This window comes from Halorubrum sp. B52, assembly GCF_059752555.1.
The window spans coordinates 60059-78316 of the sequence record NZ_MWTG01000009.1; the positions used below are offsets into that span (position 1 = coordinate 60059).

17 protein-coding genes and 1 tRNA gene are annotated in these 18258 nt (G+C 71.6%); 7 read left to right on the plus strand and 11 right to left on the minus strand.

Annotated features, from left to right (window positions below; all coding sequences use genetic code 11):
* Window positions 1-161: 161 nt before the first annotated feature.
* The 3 genes from cgi121 to hisB form a co-directional block, all read right to left on the minus strand.
* A complete protein-coding gene (gene cgi121, locus B4V04_RS08940) occupies window positions 162-755 on the minus strand; it encodes a KEOPS complex subunit Cgi121 (RefSeq protein WP_498230959.1) in 594 nt (197 codons plus the stop codon).
* A complete protein-coding gene (locus B4V04_RS08945; RefSeq protein ID WP_498230960.1) occupies window positions 752-3226 on the minus strand; it encodes an ATP-dependent DNA helicase in 2475 nt (824 codons plus the stop codon). Before B4V04_RS08945 ends, cgi121 begins: the two co-directional genes overlap by 4 nt.
* 93 nt (window positions 3227-3319) lie before the next feature.
* Window positions 3320-3916, minus strand: coding sequence for an imidazoleglycerol-phosphate dehydratase HisB (gene hisB, locus B4V04_RS08950; RefSeq protein WP_498230961.1), 597 nt, complete (start codon window positions 3914-3916; stop codon window positions 3320-3322).
* 194 nt (window positions 3917-4110) lie between these two features.
* Between hisB and B4V04_RS08955 the strand changes: the two genes are divergently transcribed.
* The 3 genes from B4V04_RS08955 to B4V04_RS08965 are packed head-to-tail and all read left to right on the plus strand — an operon-like array spanning window position 4111 to window position 5669.
* On the plus strand, window positions 4111-5010 hold the full coding sequence (locus tag B4V04_RS08955) for a tetratricopeptide repeat protein (protein ID WP_498230963.1): 900 nt from the start codon (window positions 4111-4113) through the stop codon (window positions 5008-5010).
* Between the two features lie 22 nt (window positions 5011-5032).
* A complete protein-coding gene (locus B4V04_RS08960) occupies window positions 5033-5332 on the plus strand; it encodes a DUF424 domain-containing protein (protein WP_498232447.1) in 300 nt (99 codons plus the stop codon).
* Window positions 5333-5342: 10 nt separating this feature from the next.
* On the plus strand, window positions 5343-5669 hold the full coding sequence (locus B4V04_RS08965) for a hypothetical protein (protein ID WP_498230965.1): 327 nt from the start codon (window positions 5343-5345) through the stop codon (window positions 5667-5669).
* A 29-nt stretch (window positions 5670-5698) separates the two neighbouring features.
* Here B4V04_RS08965 and B4V04_RS08970 read toward each other — a convergent pair whose 3' ends face one another.
* The 5 genes from B4V04_RS08970 to B4V04_RS08990 form a co-directional block, all read right to left on the minus strand.
* Complete coding sequence (locus tag B4V04_RS08970; protein WP_498230967.1) at window positions 5699-6811, minus strand: pyridoxal-phosphate-dependent aminotransferase family protein; 1113 nt, start codon at window positions 6809-6811, stop codon at window positions 5699-5701.
* Window positions 6812-6906: 95 nt separating this feature from the next.
* The gene (locus B4V04_RS08975; protein WP_498230969.1) at window positions 6907-7164 is read right to left on the minus strand and encodes a DUF7561 family protein; all 258 of its coding nucleotides are present in this window, start codon (window positions 7162-7164) and stop codon (window positions 6907-6909) included.
* A 493-nt stretch (window positions 7165-7657) separates the two neighbouring features.
* On the minus strand, window positions 7658-8818 hold the full coding sequence (locus B4V04_RS08980; RefSeq protein WP_498230971.1) for an ABC transporter ATP-binding protein: 1161 nt from the start codon (window positions 8816-8818) through the stop codon (window positions 7658-7660).
* A complete protein-coding gene (locus tag B4V04_RS08985) occupies window positions 8799-10592 on the minus strand; it encodes an ABC transporter permease (protein WP_498232448.1) in 1794 nt (597 codons plus the stop codon). Before B4V04_RS08985 ends, B4V04_RS08980 begins: the two co-directional genes overlap by 20 nt.
* A 7-nt stretch (window positions 10593-10599) precedes the next feature.
* Window positions 10600-11934 carry a thiamine ABC transporter substrate-binding protein gene (locus B4V04_RS08990; protein WP_498230973.1) on the minus strand — a complete coding sequence of 445 codons (1335 nt, stop codon included), beginning with the start codon at window positions 11932-11934 and terminating at the stop codon, window positions 10600-10602.
* A gap of 135 nt (window positions 11935-12069) precedes the next feature.
* Between B4V04_RS08990 and B4V04_RS08995 the strand changes: the two genes are divergently transcribed.
* The 3 genes from B4V04_RS08995 (at window position 12070) to B4V04_RS09005 (ending at window position 14560) form a co-directional block, all read left to right on the plus strand.
* Window positions 12070-12891, plus strand: a complete 822-nt coding sequence (locus B4V04_RS08995; RefSeq protein ID WP_498230975.1) for a DUF6517 family protein — start codon at window positions 12070-12072, stop codon at window positions 12889-12891.
* Between the two features lie 50 nt (window positions 12892-12941).
* Entirely contained in the window at window positions 12942-13682 is a 741-nt protein-coding gene (gene hisA, locus B4V04_RS09000; RefSeq protein ID WP_498230977.1) for a 1-(5-phosphoribosyl)-5-[(5-phosphoribosylamino)methylideneamino]imidazole-4-carboxamide isomerase, read from the plus strand.
* A 212-nt stretch (window positions 13683-13894) separates the two neighbouring features.
* Window positions 13895-14560: a DUF7119 family protein gene (locus B4V04_RS09005; protein WP_498230979.1), complete on the plus strand. Its 666-nt coding sequence runs from the start codon at window positions 13895-13897 to the stop codon at window positions 14558-14560.
* On the opposite strand, the gene B4V04_RS09010 is transcribed toward B4V04_RS09005, so the two are convergent.
* Window positions 14536-15852 (minus strand): M20/M25/M40 family metallo-hydrolase, encoded by a 1317-nt coding sequence (locus B4V04_RS09010; protein WP_498230981.1) that lies wholly within the window; start codon window positions 15850-15852, stop codon window positions 14536-14538. The two genes, B4V04_RS09005 and B4V04_RS09010, sit on opposite strands and share 25 nt — an antisense overlap.
* A gap of 122 nt (window positions 15853-15974) precedes the next feature.
* Between B4V04_RS09010 and B4V04_RS09015 the strand changes: the two genes are divergently transcribed.
* Window positions 15975-16048: transfer RNA gene (locus B4V04_RS09015), tRNA-Lys, on the plus strand.
* A gap of 292 nt (window positions 16049-16340) precedes the next feature.
* Here B4V04_RS09015 and B4V04_RS09020 read toward each other — a convergent pair.
* On the minus strand, window positions 16341-17105 hold the full coding sequence (locus B4V04_RS09020; protein WP_498230983.1) for an FkbM family methyltransferase: 765 nt from the start codon (window positions 17103-17105) through the stop codon (window positions 16341-16343).
* Window positions 17106-17343: 238 nt separating this feature from the next.
* Complete coding sequence (locus B4V04_RS09025) at window positions 17344-18186, minus strand: PGF-CTERM sorting domain-containing protein (protein WP_498230985.1); 843 nt, start codon at window positions 18184-18186, stop codon at window positions 17344-17346.
* Window positions 18187-18258: the final 72 nt, after the last annotated feature.

The following is an 18258-nucleotide window of genomic DNA, read 5'->3' on the forward strand; positions in this document are numbered from 1 at the left end:
CGACCGTGGCGGCCCGCTCCGTTTCGTTTGCGGGGGTCCGTTTCGCGCGGATCGCCTCGTTCCCCTCGATGCGTGCCTTCGTCTGGAATCAAACGACGCTCACGTACTGCGGTTTCCAGTAGAAACGAAGGGGTATGCGAACCGTTCACCCGTGCTCCCGATCACTTCTCGACGTCGAGCAGCGCGACGCGCTCGCGGACCACGTCGGCCAGGTCGCCGGCGGTCGCCGCGAGCTCGCGGTCGGAGACGTCGAAGAACTCCCTGACTCGGTCCGCGTCGAACCCGTCGTCGTCGGCGCCCGCGTCGGTCGTCAGCTCCGCGACCGCGCGCTCGGCCGCGTCGAGGTCCGCGGCGGGCCGGTCCGCTCCGGGGACGCCGCCGAAGTCGGCGACGAGCATGACCGCGCGCTGATCCCCCTCGGAGACGCCGAGCGTCAGCGCGCGGTCGATCTGCCGGCGGCCGGCCGCGTACAGCATGACCTCCACGCCCGGGTCGCGAGCGACGGCCTCGCCGCGGGCGATCGCCCGAGCGGCGAGGCGGGTCGCGGCGCCGAGGTGGGCGTCGGAGACGACGAGGTCGGCGTCGAACGCCTGGACGACCGCGCCGGTGTCGGCGCCGATCTCGTCGAGCCGTTCGAGGAACGCGTCAAGGTCGTCGATGGCGACCGTTCCGCGGACGAGGCGGTGCGGCGGGGTCGGCGGGTCGGGGGGCGTGCCGTCGCTTCCGTCGTCGCCGAGGGCCTCCGCGTCGCTCATTCGAAATCACCCAGGCTCGCCTGCCCGTCGCCGCTCTCGTCGCTCGCGGAGCCGGCGGTCGCCGCCGCCGAGGCCGACTTGTCCGGCCGCACGTCGTCCATCGACGGGTCCTCGCGCCCCGCGTGTTCGAGGATGCGCTCGGCGGTGCGCTCGCGGCCGCGGAGCGCGCCGAGCACGACCGCCTTGTCGGCCTCGCGGAGGTCGGCGCGGCTCTCGATACCGGCCTCGTACAGCCGGCGGGCGCGCTTCCGGCCGACGTTGCGGATCCCGGCCAGATCGAGCAGCTCCTCGCGGACGCCGTACTCGATCCGCTTCCGGGCCTCGCGGACCGCGACGACGACGTCGCCGTCGACCCCCTCCACGTCGCGCGCGAGGGTCTCGGCCGCGCGCAGCAGCCACTCGGCGGTGTCGACCTTCCCGCGGATGTCGCCCGGACCGACGCCGTACCGCTCCGTGATGCGGTCCTCGTCGACCTCGTTCGCCCAGTCCTCCAAGAGGCGGGCCGTCTTCAGCGACGCGAGCCAGTCCTCGAAGCGCACGTCCTCGTACTCGGAGGGCACGTCGCCGAGGAACTCGCCCTCGCGCTCGTAGCAGAGCTCGGTGTACTCCTCGCGGTCGCCCGACTTCAGGTAGAGCTCGTACATGTCGGGGGTACGGCTGACGAGGTGGTAGAGGCCGAGCGGGGTGACCTCGGGCGACGTGGCGTCGGAGTCGTCGGTCGCCGCGTCGTCCGCGGCGGCCTCGGACTCGCCGCCCGCTCCGTCCTCGCCGGCCCGCGTGTACGTCCCGAACCCGGGCTCGTCGCTGTCGCCGTCGGCCGTCATGACGAACTCCCCTCCGTCGTCGCCTCCCGCACCGACGTCCCCGGCGCTCCCGGCCGCCCCGACCGACCGGAGCCCGTCGATCATCTCCGCGGCGCTCATCGGGTCGAGGTAGAGCCGCGAGACGGTGTGGCCGATGCCGGTCGCGGTCAGGCCCTCGTTCCCGCCGTCGCGGTCGCGGTCGACGAAGCCGTTGACGGCGAGGTAGTCGAGGACGGTGTCGGTGACGGCCGCGAGCCGCCCCTCGTCGTCGGTTTGCGTCGCGTAGAGGGTGTTGTCGAGGAAGGAGAGCAGCCCGTCGCGGGTGGAGGCGAAGCCGGAGGCGACGGTGGCGAGCACGTGCGTCCGGAGCGCGGGCTCGGCGGCGAGCTTCGAGCGGACCGGCTCGGGGTCGGCCCAGAGGTACCGCTCGAACAGCTCCTCTTTCGTGTCCGCGTCGTTCGCGAGGAGCACCGCCTCGCCGTACGGGTCGAGCCCGGGCCGCCCGGCGCGCCCGCACATCTGGTGGACCTCCAACACGTCGAGGGGTTTCATCCCGCCGAACTCCCCGTCGTAGCGGCGCCAGTCGCGGACGATCACCCGGCGGGCGGGGGTGTTGACGCCCGCGGCGAGGGTGGGCGTCGCGGAGATGCACTTGATAAGCCGGTCGCGGAACGCGTCTTCGACGAGCGACCGGTGCTCGCTCGCGAGCCCCGCGTGGTGGAACGCCGACCCCTGCTCGACGGCGTCGGCGAGGTCCTCCGACGTGTCCGTGTCGGAGACGCCCCGGATCTCCTCGGCAAGTTCGCGGAGGCGGTCGCGCTCCTCGTCGGTGAGTCGCGACCCGGTGACGTCGGTCAGCTTCCGGGCCGACGACTCCGCGTTGCGCCGGGAGTTGACGAAGACGAGCGAGGAGCCGCCCTGCCCGTCCTCCTCGGTGTCGAGCGCGTCGGCGACGAGACGGGCGGTCTGGTCCTCGCCGCGCTCGACGGGGACCTCCCGCTTGCTCCCGTCGGCGAAGTCGATCGCGTTGCCGAAGTGGACGCCCATCCGGAGGTCGATCGGTCGCCAGTCGGACTCGACGAGCCCGGCGTCGAGCCAGTCGGCGATGACGTCGGCGTTGCCGACGGTCGCCGAGAGCGCGACCGTCTGGAGCCCGGGGTTCACCTTCCGGAGCTTCGCGAGGGTCACCTCGAGGGTGGGGCCGCGGTTCGGGTCGTCGACGAGGTGGACCTCGTCGCTCACGACGCAGGTGAGGTCGTCGATCCACGGCGCGCCGTTGCGGATCAGCGAGTCGACCTTCTCCGAGGTGGCGACGATGACGTCTCGGGTGGCGAGCCACTCGCCGTCCGACTCGTAGTTGCCGGTGGAGACGCCCACCGTGACCCCGTGGTCCTCCCAGCGCTCGAACTCGGTCTTCTTCTCGCTGGCGAGCGCGCGCAGCGGGACGATGTACAGCGCCTTGCCGCCGCGCTCGATCGCCGACAGCATGGCGAGCTCGGCGATCAGGGTCTTCCCGGAAGCGGTCGGGACCGCGGCGACGAGGCTCTCGCCGTCGACGACGCCGGCCTCGACGGCGGCCTCCTGCGGCGGGTACAGCTCGGCGACGCCCTCCGCTTCGAGCGCCTCGCCGACGCCCGCGGGGAGCCCGGAGAGCGAACTCGGTTGCATTGGTGGAGGGTGGGTCCCGACCCGATTTAAACCGTCGGAACGGGACGGTGGCGGGGGTCGGCCGCCGGTCGACCGCGCGGGGCGGGCGCTCCGCTACAGCTCGCCCTTCGTGCTCGGCGTGTCGCTGCGGCGCTCGTCGAGCCGCGTCGCGTCGTCGAGCGCCCGCGCGAGCGCCTTGAACAGCGCCTCGACCTCGTGGTGGGCGTTGTCCCCCCGCTCTACCGCGGCGTGGAGCGTCAGGCCGGCGTTGTGCGCCAGAGACAGCGCGAAGTGGTCGGCCATGACGCTGGTGAACTCGCCGACGGACTCCTGCGAGAAGTCGCCGGAGAACTCGTAGTACGGGCGACCGGCCACGTCGACGACGACGCTCGCGACCGCCTCGTCGAGCGGGACCCGCCGGTCGGCGTACCGCCGGATACCGCGCTTCTCGCCGAGCGCCTCGTCGAACGCCTCGCCGAGGCAGATCGCGACGTCCTCGACGGTGTGGTGGTCGTCGATCTCGGTGTCCCCGTCGCACCTGACGGTGAGGTCGAAGAGGCCGTGCTTGGCGAACGACGCCAGCATGTGGTCGAAGAAGCCGATCCCGGTGTTGACCTCGCTGTCGCCGTCGCCGTCGACCGCGAGGGTGAGCTCGATCGTCGTCTCGCTCGTCTCGCGGGTGACCGCGGCCGTCCGGTCGTGCTCGCTCATACCGGCCCGTCGCGGCCGATTCGTAAGTCGGTTGCGGGTGTGGCGGGGTCCGGTGGGTGAGAGCGAACGTCGCGTACGGGCGAGGGGCCGTTCACAAGAGCGAGGGAGCGTTCGCCGCGCCGTCGCCGACAGCGACCTCCCCCGTTCGGTCGGCGACGCAACCCTTACGCGTCGTGACCGTCAAAACCGGGTATATGACCGACGAACGCGACGGCGACCGCCACGAGTTCTCCGTGGGGCAGGGCGTCGACGCCGACTACGAGGAGTTCACCCTCGACCCCGAGGAGATCGACGCCGACCCGAACACGGTCGACCCCGTCGACTCCCGCGTGCTGACCGACATCCTCGACCGGCGCAACGTCGAGAGCGACGCGATCGACGTCGAGCGGCTCATCGACGTTGGCCTCTCGTACATGGGGATCAACCGCTTCGAAGAGGCGACCGAGACGTTCGAGCGCGCCGCCCACTTCGCCGAGGAGGACTCGCTGGAGGCCCAGGAAGCGTGGGTGAACAAGGGCGCGGCCCACGCCGAGTTAGAGGAGTACGACGAGGCGATCGGCGCCTACGAGGAGGCGCTGCGGATCGACGACGCCTCCGAGCACGCCGCGACCGCCGAGACCAACCTCGCGTACGCGCTCTGGGAGTTCGGCCGCACCGAGCAGGCGCTCGAACACGCCGAGCGCGCCGTCGAGACCGACCCGCGCTTCGCGGAAGCGTGGTACAACCGCGGGTTCCTGCTCGTCGAGCGCGGGCTCGCCGAGGACGCCGTCACCTGCTTCGACAACGCGATCCGCCTCGGCTACCGCAGCGCGGGCGTCCTCGAAGAGAAGGCGCGCGCCCTCGAGGAGGCCGGCGAGCACGAGCAGGCCGAGGAGGTCGCCGACCGCGCCGACAAGATCCGCCGCGAGGCCGAAGAGCAGATGGTCGAGGAACAGACCGGGCAGGCGCCCGGACCGGGCGGTCGCGGCGGGCAGGGTCGCGCCGGTGGCCAACCGGGCGGGCGAGGCGGCCGGGGCGGGCAGCCGGGCGAGCGCGGCGAGTCGGCCGACTCCCCGGAGCGCGAGCTCCAGGGCGAGGGGCCCGAGGGCTTCTGAGATGGGCGACCGGGCCTCCGGGATGCTCCTCCGCGAGCGCGACACCGCGGAGGGGACGCTCGTCTCCGTCTGCGACGCGGACTGCCTGGGCGAGACGTACGAGGACGGCGAGGTGACGCTCGCCGTCACCGAGGAGTTCTACGGCGGCGACGAGGCCGTCGAGGCGAGCGCCGAAGAGGTCGTCGCCGGGCTCTCCCGCGCGCAGGTCGCGAACATCGTCGGGAGCGAGGCCGTCGGCGTCGCGGTCGAGGCCGGGCTCGTCGACGAGGAGACGGTGCTCGAGGTCGGCGGAACCCGACACGCACAACTGCTCTGGCTGTGACTCGGCCCGTATGAAGCGACTCGGGAGGGAGGAGCTCGCGGGGCTGCTGGAGCCGCAGCCGCCGTCCGACGCGTTCTGGAACCGCGCGGTCGACGCCGAGCGCGCCGTCATCGGCGTCGGGCCGGCGGTCGTGGACGGCGAGCGGGAGGGCGAAGACGGGAAGCGCGCGCGCCGGAACCGTCGACGGCGCGGCGAGCCCGGACCGGACGGCCCGCTCTCGCCGGGCGACATCGTCGACGTCGGCGACCACGCGTTCGTCGTCGTCGGGGTCGAGGAGACGGACGCCGGCGGGCGACGGTACCGGATCGACCTCGTCGAGCCGCGGTCGGACGAGTGACCGCGGGGCGGTGAAATCGGTCGGCCGCGCTACAGCCCGGCGACGTCCTCGATCGCGTCCGTGAGCTCCTTCACGCTCTCGACCGTGTGCTCGCCCATGTGACCGATGCGGAACGTCTCCTCGCCGAGCTGCGACCCGTACCCGTTCGAGAACGCCATGTCGTACTCCTCGCTGACTCCCTCGATCGTCGCCGCGACGTCGATCCCCCGCGTGTTCTCGATACAGGCGACCGTCTGGGACTCGTACCCCTCCTCGGGGAACATCGCGAAGTGCTCGTCGGCCCAGTCGTGGACGTACTCCGTCATCTCGCGGTGGCGCTCGTCGCGGGCGCGGTGGCCCTCCTCGAGCATGTGTTTCATCTGCTTGCGGTACGCTAACATGATCGGAATCGCGGGCGTCGAGTGGGTCTGGCCCTTGCGCTCGTAGTAGTCGATCGTGCGTCGGAAGCCGCCGTACCACGAGGAGGTTCCCTTCTCGACCTCGCGCTCGTAGGCGTCGTCGCTGACGACGCACACGGCGAGTCCCGGCGGCATCGCGAACGCCTTCTGGGTGGACGCGAAGATGACGTCGATGTCGTGTTCGTCGATGTCGACGTAGTCGCCGCCGAGCGCGGAGACGGCGTCGACGACGAAGTACGTGTCCGGGTAGTCGGCGACGACGTCGCCGATCTCCTCGATCGGGTTGCGGACGCCCGTGGAGCTCTCGTTCATCACGGTCGCGACCACGTCGTAGTGCTTGTCGGTCGATTCGAGGACCTCGCGGATGTCCTCGGGTTTGACCGCCTCGCCCCACTCGTACTCCAGCCGGTCGACGTCCTTCCCGAGCCGCTCGGCGACGTTGGCGTGGCGTTCGCTGAAGCTGCCGCAGGTCGGCACCAGGATGTTCTCGTCGACGAGGTTCAGCGTCGACGCCTCCCAGAACTCCGTGCCGGAGGCGGTGAGGATGACGACGTCGTTGTCGGTGCCGAGGAACTCCTTCGTGTCCTCGACGATGGTCGTGTACAGGTCGGTCATCCGGTCCATCCGGTGGCCGAACGGCGACTCCGTCATCGCCTCGATGACGTCGTCGCGGACCTCCGTCGGCCCGGGGATGTACAGCGTCTTGTCGTCGTAGTCGTCTCGGTATTCGCGTTTCTTCGTCACTGTGTCCACCTGATGGATCGTATCGGGTCGCGAGGCAGTATGTTCCTTGTGGTACGCTCGAAAACGGGTGCGGCGCTCGCGCGTCGGATCGCGCCCTACCGCCAGTGCCAGAAGTCGTTCCCGTCCTCCGCGACCGGGTCGGTGCGCTCGCGGAGGTCGGCGACGTCCGCCTCGGTGGGCTCGTGGTCGTCCGGGAGCGCCTCCATGCACTCGAAACAGAGGAAGAACTCGGCGCCGTCAGTCAGTTCGAGCGTCATCCCCTGTGTCGACTCGAACGCGAAGTTCCACAGATCGCCGATCCCGCCGGCAATTCTGACGGACCGCTCGCAGACGTCGCACGACTCCGAGGCCATACGCGGGGTAGGGGTTCGGGCCGGTAATGCGTGTCGCCGCTATACGCGGATTAGAGCGCAGCTTTCGATTCGAGAATAATTGATCCCGGAATAGCTGCGACCACCTTCAAAGCCCCAGTTGCTCGGTTATAAGCTAATACACTCGGTAATACGGCGACCACCTCCAAAGCCCCAACCGTGAGGCGGGCGCACGCTCGCTGTCGTTCGAAAGGCGCTCCGCGCCTTTCGTGATGACGAGACGCCTCCGGCGTCTCGAACCACGCTCCTCGATCGCTCACTTTGTTCGCTCCTGCGGTGCTTGCGTCCCCTGCGCCCGCCTCACGGCTGCCCCTTTGAGTCCCGGCCCCGCACAGCACCGCACCGCAGCCTCACGCCTCCCCAACCTCGCCGCGGCCGCCCCCGGCGGCCGCGGGCTCCCTCGCGCGCGCCGTTCGCGGCCTGTCGGCCGCTCACGGGCGCGCACCACCGCAGATTTAGTTATACCTGATCCTCGTCACGCCCCGTCGACCCCGATCACGTGCGCGTCCTCGGGGTCGAAGCCCACGACGACGTCCCCGGAGAGGGGGTCCCGCGTCCGAACGACGAGGTCGCGCCCGCCCCAGTCGAGGGTCACGCGCGTCGTCTCGCCGAGGAACTCCGCGCTGGCGACGGCCGCCCGAATCCGGCTCTCGCCGCCGTCGATCCGCAGGTACTCCGGGCGGACGCAGAAGGTGAGGCGGTCGCCGACGGCGACGTCGGCGTCGTCCACGGCGACCCGGAGCGTCTCTCCGCCGGCGTCGACGGCGGCGACCGCGGGGGCGCCGTCGGCCGCACCCCCCTCCTCGACGGTCGTGACACGGCCCGCGAAGACGTTGTTGTCGCCGACGAACTCGGCGACGAACCGGGTCGCCGGCTCGCGGTACACCGTCCGCGGGGGCGCCACTTGCTCGGGCGTCCCGTCGCGCATCACCGCGACGCGGTCGGAGATCGCCAGCGCCTCCTCCTGGTCGTGGGTGACGTAGACCGTCGTGATCCCGAGTTCGGACTGAATCTTCCGGACCTGGACCCGGAGGCGCTCGCGGAGCCGCGCGTCGAGCGCGCTCATCGGCTCGTCTAAGAGGAGGAGGTCGGGGCCGGGCGCGAGCGCCCGCGCCATCGCGACGCGCTGCTGTTGCCCGCCGGAGAGGCTCTCCGGCTCGCGGTCGGCGGCGTCGGGGAGGTCGACGAGCTCGAGTAGCTCCGCCACGCGCTCCTCGCGGGTGATCCCCTCGGGCGGGTCGGCGAAGTTGAGCCCGTAGCCCACGTTCTCGCCGACGGTCATGTGCGGGAACAGCGCGTAGTTCTGGAAGACGACGCCAACGTCGCGGTCCTCCGGCGGCACGCCGGCGACCGACTCGCCGCCGAAGCGGACCGTTCCGGCGGTCGGCTCCTCGAAGCCCGCGATCAGCCGGAGCGTCGTCGTCTTCCCGCAGCCCGAGGGGCCGACCAGCGTGAAGAACTCCCCCTCGCGCACCCGGAGGCTCACGTCGTCGACGGCGGCCGCGTCGCCGTAGCGCTTCGTCACGCCGTCGAGCTCGACGGCCGGCGGGGCTTCGGAGTCGTCCGCCGACGATCCGGCGGACGCCGCCTCGGCCGCGGCGTCGGTGGCCGACCGCTCAAAGTCCACGGTGCTCACCTCCGAGCCGCTCGATCACGACGAAGCTGAGCCCGGTGACGACGAGGAGGACGACGCCCATTGCGGTCGCCGGTCCGAGCCGACGCCCGATGAACCGTTCGATGGCGACCGGCATCGTGTACGCGTCGGCGCCGGTCGCGAGCACCACCGTCGCGGTGAACTCGCCGATCGAGATGGCGAACGCGAACGCCGCGCCGGCGACGACGCCGGGCCACACGAGCGGGAGCTCCACGTCGCGGATCACCCGCGCCCGCGACGCGCCGAGCGCCCGGGCCGACTCGACCAGCGAGCGGTCCAGTCCCTCCAGCCCGGGCGCGACCGTCCGGACGACGAAGGGGTAGCCCGCGACCGCGTGCGCGACGACGATGGCGACCGCGCCGGTCGCCGCGATCCGCCACCCCGCGACCTCGACGCCGAAGACGAGCCCGCGGAGGAGACCGAGGCCGACGATTATCCCGGAGACGGCGAGCGGCGCCATCGCGGCCGCGTCCACGAGCTTCCGCCCGCGGTACCGCCGCGTCGTCAGCACCGCGACGACGACCCCCATCGGGAGGGCGATCAGCGTCGACGCCGACGCGAAGGCGAGCGAGTTGCGGATCGCGGGCCACGGGCGCACCTGAAACGCCGCCCCCGTCTGCTGGCGGTCGACGAGGAAGCGGTAGTGATCCAGCGTGAGCGCGCCGTCGCCGCCCGTGACGCTCGCGAGGACCATCGAGGCGATCGGCGCGAGGAAGAGGACCCCCACGGCGACGCTGTAGGCGGCGAGGCCGACGCGGGGAAGCACCTCCCGTGCGCTCGGCGCCGCGGGGAGCAGGCGCTTGCGCGGGAGCGGGCGGGCGCCGCGCGCGCTGACCGTGTTGCGTGCCTCGTAGCGCAGGTACGCGAGGAGGACCCCGAGCGAGATCAGGAGCTCGACGATCGCCAGCGCGGCCGCCTCGGCGTAGCTCAGGTCGCGGACGAGCCGGTAGACGAACACCTCGACGGTCGCCAGCTGGAAGCCGCCGAGCGCGAGCACGATGGGGAAGGTGCCGAAGGTGAACACGAAGGTGAGCGCCGCGCCCGTCAGGACGGCGGGGTACACCTGCGGCGCGACCACGTCGTAGAACGCCCGGGTCGGCCCCGCGCCGAGGCTCCGGGCGGTCTCGACCGCGCGCGCGTCGACCGACTCCCACGCCGCGGTCGTCACCCGCGCGACGAGCGGCGCGTTGTAGAAGGCGTGGGCGATCACGATCGCCCGGAGGGTGAACATGAGGTCCACGGGCGGGAGCCCGAGCGCCGACAGGACGGCGTTCAGGGTCCCGTTGGTGCCGAACGTGGCGACGAAGCCGACCGCGACCATGATCGACGGGAGGACGAACGGGACGATCGTCAGCGACCGCAGCGTCCGGCGGCCGGGGAACTCGAAGCGCGCGAGCAGGTAGGCGGCGGGGAGCCCGAGCGCGACGCTGGCGACCGTCGACAGCGCGGCCTGATACGCGGTGAAGCCGACGATCCCGAGCCGGCGGTCGGGTGCGAGATAGGCTTGCGCGACCGCGAGCGGCGACTCCCCCGCGAACAGCCGGGCGATCTCCCCGAAGTAGAAGGGGTCGCGCAACAGCGCGGCGAACACCGAGAGCGTGGCCGCGCCGTCGACGACGACCGCCTCGATCAGGACCGTGCCGACCGGGTAGTAGAAGGCGGCGACGAGCGTGAGGCTCGTGACGACCGCCAGCGCGGTCAGGAGGCGCCCCTCGAGCCGGTCGCGGAGAGCGCGCGTGCGACGGCGGTCGGTCACGCCGGACTCAGTTCCCGGCGTACTGTCGCTCCCAGGCGTCGATCCACTCACTGACGGAGCCTTGGAGCTCGTCGTACGTGAACGTCACCGGTTCGGCCGGCTCCTTCGCGAGCTCGGCGTAGTCCTCGGGGAGCGTCGCGGTGTCGGTCGCCGGGAAGGCGACGTTGCGCTGGGCGATCTGGCCCTGCACGTCCGGCTCCAGCACGAACGACATGAACTCGCGGGCGAGCTCCGGCTCGTCGGCGCCGGCGAAGACGGCCATCCCCTCGGGGGTCGCGTACGCCTGGTCGTTCAAGAATCGGATCTGGTGTTCCTCTAAGTTCGCGCCCTCCATGTCCGCGAACACCTGGTCGGTCGAGTAGGAGACGACCATCGGCGCCTCGCCGTTGCTCCAGGCGGTGTACGCGTCGTCCCACGAGCCGAGCACCCGCACGTCGTTGGCCTGGAGGTCCGCCCAGTAGTCGAGGTAGTCGTAGTCGGGGTCGCCGTCGCCGCCCTCGACCGCCTCCCCGTCCCCGTCGCTCGCGACGCCGCCGTCGCCGAAGCGGTGGATCGTGTGCAGCAGGAACGAGCGCCCCGTCGAGGAGCCGCCGGGGTTCTGCGCGATGAGCGCGCCCGAGTGCTCGTCGGCGAGCAGCCCCTCGAACGTCTCCGGGGCCTCGATCGACGTGCCGTCGTACACGAGGCTCACGTAGCCGGTGTCGAAGGGGACCGCGCGGTCGAACGGGTCGAACAGGAGCCCCTCGCGGACGTCGCCGAACCCGTCTACCTCCCCGCGCTCGGCGAACAGGTCGTCGTCGAGTCGGTCGTCGACGCGCACGAGGTCGTCCGTGGTGAGCCCGACGTAGAGGTCGGCGTCGACCGACACCCCCGAGGCGGCGCGCTCGACGTAGTAGTTCAGCTCGTTGTCGGGCGTCGCCCACTCCAGCTCGGCGTCGAACCGCGACTCGAACTCCTCTTTGAGCCACTCGCCCGGGCTCACCGAGGGGGCGTCGATGAAGCTGGTGTACGTCGCGACCGTCAGCGTGGGGGTCTCCTCGTCTCCCCCGTCGTCCGACCCGTCGTCGCCGTCGGACTCGTTCGCTCCGTCCTCGTCGTCCGTCCCGCCGTCGGAGCCGCCGTCGCTCCCGTCGTCGTCGGTTCGCTGCGCGCTGCAGCCGGCGAGCGCGAGCGCGCCGGCGGCGCCGCCGAGCGCGAGGAACCGCCGACGCGTCCGCCGGTCGGCCCCCGGTCGCGTCCGCGACGCGCTCGGGCCGTCGTCGAGAGCCGCGTCACCGTCGGTCCCCGCGCCTTCGTCGATGATCGCGTCCGGACCGGTGGCCGCGTCCGTGTCGTCTGCCATTACTGGGTTGTCACACTGGGTGGTTATAAGGGATCCGTGTCGGGAGCGAAGGGGAGAGCGGGCGGCGGGGCCGGAGGTATCACGCGCGATACCGCCGTCGACACCGATTTACGAGGGCGCGCGTTCCGGGGAGGTATGACCGAACCGACGACGGGAGACGCGACCGGAACCACGCGCCGTCGACTGCTCGCCGCGGGCGCGAGCGCCGCGGCCGTCGGCCTCGCGGGCTGTCTCGGCACCCGCGACGGGCCGGTGCCGGAGCCGACCGTGACGAGCGACCGGGTCGACGACGGCTGGCGGCTCCTCGACGAGTCGGAGAGCACGGTGTTCGAGCAGGCGTACGGCCCGGTGACCGTGCGCGCGCTCGAACGCACGCTGATCTACGAGTACGTCTCGATCGCCGAGGCGCTAGCGGAGACGTTCGACGCGAGCGGGTCGCCGGTGGTGTTCTTCGCGACCCGGATCGACCTCAGACCCGCCCTCGACGGGCTCCCGGCCGGCGTCGGCCGGGACCGGCTGATGGCGGAGGTGGAGACGGCCGCGGTCGACGCCTTCCGCGCGCAGCTCCGGAACGCCGGCATCGAGGACCTCGAGGAGGTCGACGAGGGAACCACGACGGTCACCGGCGGCCACACCGCGACCGCGTGGCGCTTCGAGGGCGAGTTCGCGATCGACGGGGAGGTCCCGCTGCCCGACGGGTCGACGACGGCGGTCGACGAGCCCGTGGACGTCACGGCGCGGCTCGCCGTCTGGCACGACGGCACCGACGTGCTCGTGGCCGGCGGCGCGTTCCCGTCCGAGGCGGTCACGGCGGTGATCGGCGACGCCCTCCCGGGATCGATCGACGGCGAGACCGTCGTCGAATCGGTCGCCGACGCGGAGACCGCCGAGGCGCTCGCGACCGATCCCGCCGCGTTCGACGAGGAGATCTCCGCGCTGATCGTCTCGGTGGAGTAGCATACCCCCGAACCGACCCGTTTAATCCCCGCCCGCGACTCTCGACGGGTATGAGCGGCTTCCCCGAGTTCGAGGTGATCCCGGCGGTCGACGTACAGGACGGCGAGGTCGTCCAGCTGGTCGGCGGCGAGCGCGGCACGGGCAAGCGGTACGGCGACCCGGTCGAGGCCGCCGAGCGCTGGATCGAGGCGGGCGCGCGGACGCTTCACCTCGTCGACCTCGACGGCGCGTTCGAGGGCGAGCGCGTCAACGCCGACGCGATCGAGGCGGTCGTTCGGAGCGTCCCGGACGCGGTCGGCCTCCAGCTCGGCGGCGGCATCCGGACCGCCGAGGGGGCACGCGAGCTCCTCGATCTGGGCCTCGACCGCGTGATCTTGGGCACTGCGGCGGTCGAGACCCCCGAGATCGTCGCCGCGATCGACGAGACCCACCCCGGGAGCGTCGTCGTCAGCCTCGACGCGAAGGGCGGCGAGGTCGTCGTGAGCGGGTGGACGGAGGGGACCGGCCTCGACCCCGCGGAGGCGGCCGCCCGCTACGAGGAACTCGGCGCGGGCGCGATCCTCTTCACGAACGTCGACGTCGAGGGGCAGCTGGCGGGGATCGACCGCGAGGCGGTCGCGAGCGTGGTCGAGGCCGTCGACGCCCCCGTGATCGCCTCCGGCGGCGTGGCGACTGTCGAGGACGTGGTCGCGCTGAAGGAGGCGGGCGCGGCCGCCGTCGTCGTCGGCACCGCGCTGTACGAGGGCGAGTTCACGCTGCGGGAGGCGCAGGAGGCGGCGGACGGGGTTTAGCTATCGAGACCCGTCGGCGCGCTCCGCCCACTCATGAATAACTGTGACGCCGCTCCGCGGATCGCTTATATACCGCGTCGTCTCGCTCGGGGCGTCGTCGCTCGCTCCGGGCCGCTGTCGGCGGTTTCCCGGCTCCCCGCGGTCCGTCCCGGTCGTGAGCGAATCCTGCCCCGGTGCCGGTCGCTTATGTGTGTACGTCCGAAGATGGAGGTATGAACGAGGACTCCCGCGCCGACCGCCGCTCTCCCGTCGGCGAGCCCGTCGTCCGGGCCGACCCCGAGGTGACGGGCGAGCGGGCCGCGGAGGCGGTCGGCTTCGACCCCGACGACCCCGAGAGCGTGGCCGAGGCGGCGGAGACGGTGGCCCGCTTCGCCGCCGGCGACGTCGGCGACGAGGACAACGTCCTGATGTTACGCGGGGCGGCCGCGTGCGCGGCCCTGGTCCGCGGCGTCGGCTCGTACAAGGCGGCCGCCGAGCGCGCGGGCGACGACGTCTCCGTGGCGTTCATCCGCAAGTGGGCCCGCGTCCACGACCTCCCGCAGGCGATCCGCCGCCAGGTCGCGGGCGGCCGCATCGCGCCCAGCGCGGCCAAACACGTCGCGCGCCTGGGCGGCACCGACCGCTACTTACTCGCGTGGGCGGCCATCGACGGCGACCTCACGGTCCGCGAGGTGCGCTCTATCGCCTCCGCCGTCAACGACGGCGCTGACGTCGAGAGCGCGGTCCGCGAGGCGGGCGTCGAGCTCGGTCACATCGGTCTCCGGCTCCCCCTCGACACGTACGTGGAGCTCCGGCGCCGCGCCTCGAATCGGAACGTCGAGCCCGGCGCGCTCGTCGCCGAGGCGCTCGACGACTACTTCGCCGGCGCGTCGGAGTAGCCCTCGGCGAACCGACCGACCGCGGCTGCGATCGCTTCCCGTCCCTCCTCGACCTCGTCCCACGCGATCGTCTCGTCCGGGTAGTGCGCCTCTGTGACCGTCCCCGGCCCCAGCAGCACGGTCGGGATCCCCGCCGCGACGTAATGCCTGGAGTCGGCGCCGTAGGTCGCCCCGGTCGGCTCCGGGTTCGGGAGGCCGGCGTCGAGGAGCCCCGCCCGCGCGGCCTCGACGATCGGCTCGTCGACGGCGACCTCGCTCGCCTCGAACTGCACCGAGAAGCGCTCGAACGTCGGCGGGTGCTCGCGCAGCCACGGGTCCTCGGCGACGACCGCGTCGAGCCGCTCGCGGAACGCCGCCTCCACCTCGTCGACCGTCTCCCCGGGCGCGACCCCGATCCGGAACTCCGCGGCGAGCGTGGCCGGCACCGTCGACGCCCACGACCCGGCCTCGACGGTCCCGCAGACCACCGGCCACGGCACCGGGAACTCGGCGTATAAGGGGTGGGTCACCGACTCCCCGCGCTCCGTCTCCAGGTCCATGAACGCCCCGCGGATCGCCTCGAACCGCGGGAGGACGTCCTCGCCGCGCCAGCGCGTGGCGGCGTGCGCGCTGCGCCCGGTCAGCTCCAGCCGCGCCATCAGCGACCCCTCGGTGGCGACGACGGGGCGCAGCTCGGTGGGCTCCGCCACGACGGCCGCGTCGCGCTCGAAGGGGTACGGGTTCGCGAGCGCCGCGGTCGCCGCGCCGTACCCGCCGTCCTCCTCGCCCGCGACCGCCTCGACGACGACCCGAAGCCCGCTCTCCGGGAGGTCGAGCGCTCCGGCCGCGGCCGCCGCCCGGACGTCGAGCGCCGCGCCCACGCACGCCGCGACCCCCGATTTCATGTCCGCCGCGCCGCGGGCGGTGAGGGTCTCGCCGTCGCCCTCCCCCTCCGTCCACTCCGGCTCGAAGGGGTCGCTCGACCACTCGGCGGGCTCGGCCGGGACAACGTCGATGTGGCCGTTCAGCACGACCGTGGGCGCGTCGTCGGCGTCCCCCTCGTTCGCCGCCGTCGCACCGCCGAGTTCGAGGACGCCGCCGACGCTCTTCCGCCCCGCCACGTCCGCCTCGTCGAGGTCGTCCGGGAAGGAGGGGTGGCCCGCGAGGAGGTCGGGGTCGGCGTCCCACGCGTGCGTCTCGAAGCCGAGGTCGTCGAGTCGCCCCTCGACGAAGTCGGCCGCGGCCGCCTCCTCGCCGGCGGTGGAGGCGAACCGACAGAGGTCGGCGGCGAACGCGCGCATGTCGAAGTCCATGCTCGCGGCGACGGAGGCGCCCGGGAAACCGTTTCGGATCCGCCGGACGCGAGATCGCCTCGGCGTCGCCGTGGGTGGTTTCTAAACGTTTATCCGTGGTCTGTCCGTACCGATTCGTGTCTGGGCCGGTAGCTCAGTTAGGGAGAGCGTCCGGCTTTTAACCGGACGGTCGGGGGTTCGAATCCCTCCCGGCCCGTTTTCCTGCGACCAACGGGAGCAGTGAAAACGCCAGAGGGATTCGAATCAGGGAACGGAGCCCGCGGAGTGACCGTGGTTCGAATCCCTCCCGGCCCGCTGTGCCGCCGCGAGGAATACCGCGAGCGGCAGCGCTGTGCTGAGGGAGGGATTCGGAACCCTGCCAGAGGCAGCCCGCGCAGCGAAGCGAGCAGGAACCTCTGGCTTTGGTTCGAACCCCTCCCGGCCCGTACTTCTCGCGGCGAGCAGTCCGCGAGCGACAGGTCTCTTCGAACCCCGTCGGACCGCACCGCTCACTTCGCGCCGCTCGATTTCGTCCCGACGAGCATCGACTCCCCTTTCCCCTCCCGAACGGAGAACTCGGTGAGCGAGAAGCCGTGTGACTCGAGCGCGGCGCGGACGTCCGCCACCGAGCTCCCCTCCTTCTCGAGTCGCTCCGCGTGGGTTTCGCAGTACACCGATCGACAGTCCGGGCGCGACAGGGTCGACTCCAGCCCGTCGAGGACCGCCCGTTCGGCGCCCTCCACGTCTATCTTGAGCACGGTCGGACGCGGGAGGCCCTCCCGATCGATGAGCTCGTCGCCGCGGACCTTCGGCACCGTGATGCGATCGTCGCCCGCGGCCCAGTCGGACACCAGCGTGTGGCCGGCCGATCCGACTTTGTCCAGCGTGAGCGCGAGCTCCGCCTCCCCCGTGGAATCGGCGAGCGCACGCCGGTAGGTCGAGACGTCGGCGCCGTTGAGGGCGGCGTTGTCCTCGAGTCGATCGGCGTTGCCGGGGTGGGGTTCGAACGCCACGACGGGGCCGGTCACCACGTCCGCCGCGATACACGAGTAGAGTCCGAGATTGGCACCGACGTCGTAGAAGACGTCGTCGTCGCGGAGGTTCGACACGAGGTGGTCGAGGACCGGTCGCTCCTGAATCGTTCGGAAGTCCGTCCACTCGTTCCGCGTCGGGATACCGAACCGCGCACTGGCCCGTCCGATTTCGACGTCGTAGGTCTCGCCGGCCAGCCGGTATCGGAGGTCGCTCCACCGCCGATACAGCGGGCGTATCATCGGCTTCAGACCGGTCACCTCGGCGACGCGCCGCCCCCGGCATAACAGGCGTGAGCTTACGGACCCCATGCCTCGCACGGACCGTTGCCTGTCGTATCAGTATGCATCTCTTAATTTATGATTTCCAGTGCGGCCCGCGCGTAAGTCGCCGCCTACGCGGGCCAAAGGTCGCGCTCACTACACCGGTCGCTCGCGGGCGCGAAAAAACGGGAGAACGCGGGTGGTCGAACGGGACTGTTCAGTCGTCGCGACGCGTCGCGAGCAGCGCGGCCGCGACGAGCGCGACGAGCGCGACGAGCGGACCGAAGCCGGGAATCCCGTCGTCGGTGGTATCGTCGCCGCCGTCGGCGCTGTCGCCACCGTCGTCGCCGGTGTCGTCGCCGCCGTCGGCACCGTCGTCACCATCGGTACCGTCGGTGCCGTCGGTGCCGTCAGTGTCTTCGCCGTCGGTGGTATCGTCGCCGTCGGTGCCGTCAGTGTCTTCGCCGTCGGTACCGTCAGTTCCGTCGTCGCCGTCGATGCCATCGGTGCCATCGCCGGTGTCAGCACCGCCACCGCCGTCACCGCCGCCGGTGCCGCCGTCTCCGCCGTCAGAGCCGTCGGAGCCATCGGAACCGTCGGAACCGTCGGAACCGTCAGACCCGTCCGACCCGTCGGAGCCGTCTCCACCGTCAGTACCGTCATCGCCGTCACTGCCGTCATCAACGGTGACGGTGAGGTCGACGCGATCGGAGCTCGCGGTCGAGTACGCGAGTGTTTGCGAGTCGGAGTCCGTCACGGCAGAGCCCGTGGCGGTCACCGTGATCTCGTCGCCGTCGTCGAAGCCTTCGACGTCGATCTCGTAGGCGCCGTCGGCGTCGGTGGTCGCGCTCGCGACGACCGAACCGTCGTGCGTGACCTCGACGGTCACGCCGGTGGCGGCGTCGCCGTTGCCGTCCACCACGTCACCATAGACGCGGTGGGGCGGCTCCGGCGGACTGTCGGACTGCGCGACGGCCATCCCGGGTGCGACCGCGCCGGTGACTGCCGCGAGCGCGACGAGGGCGATTGTCAGCCGTATCAGCTGCTTCTTCGTGTCCATTGTGTGATTGTGTATGTGTTCTGATTACGTGTCAAAAATGGGTGATAAATCGCGAAGGTTGGTTAGGTGGCT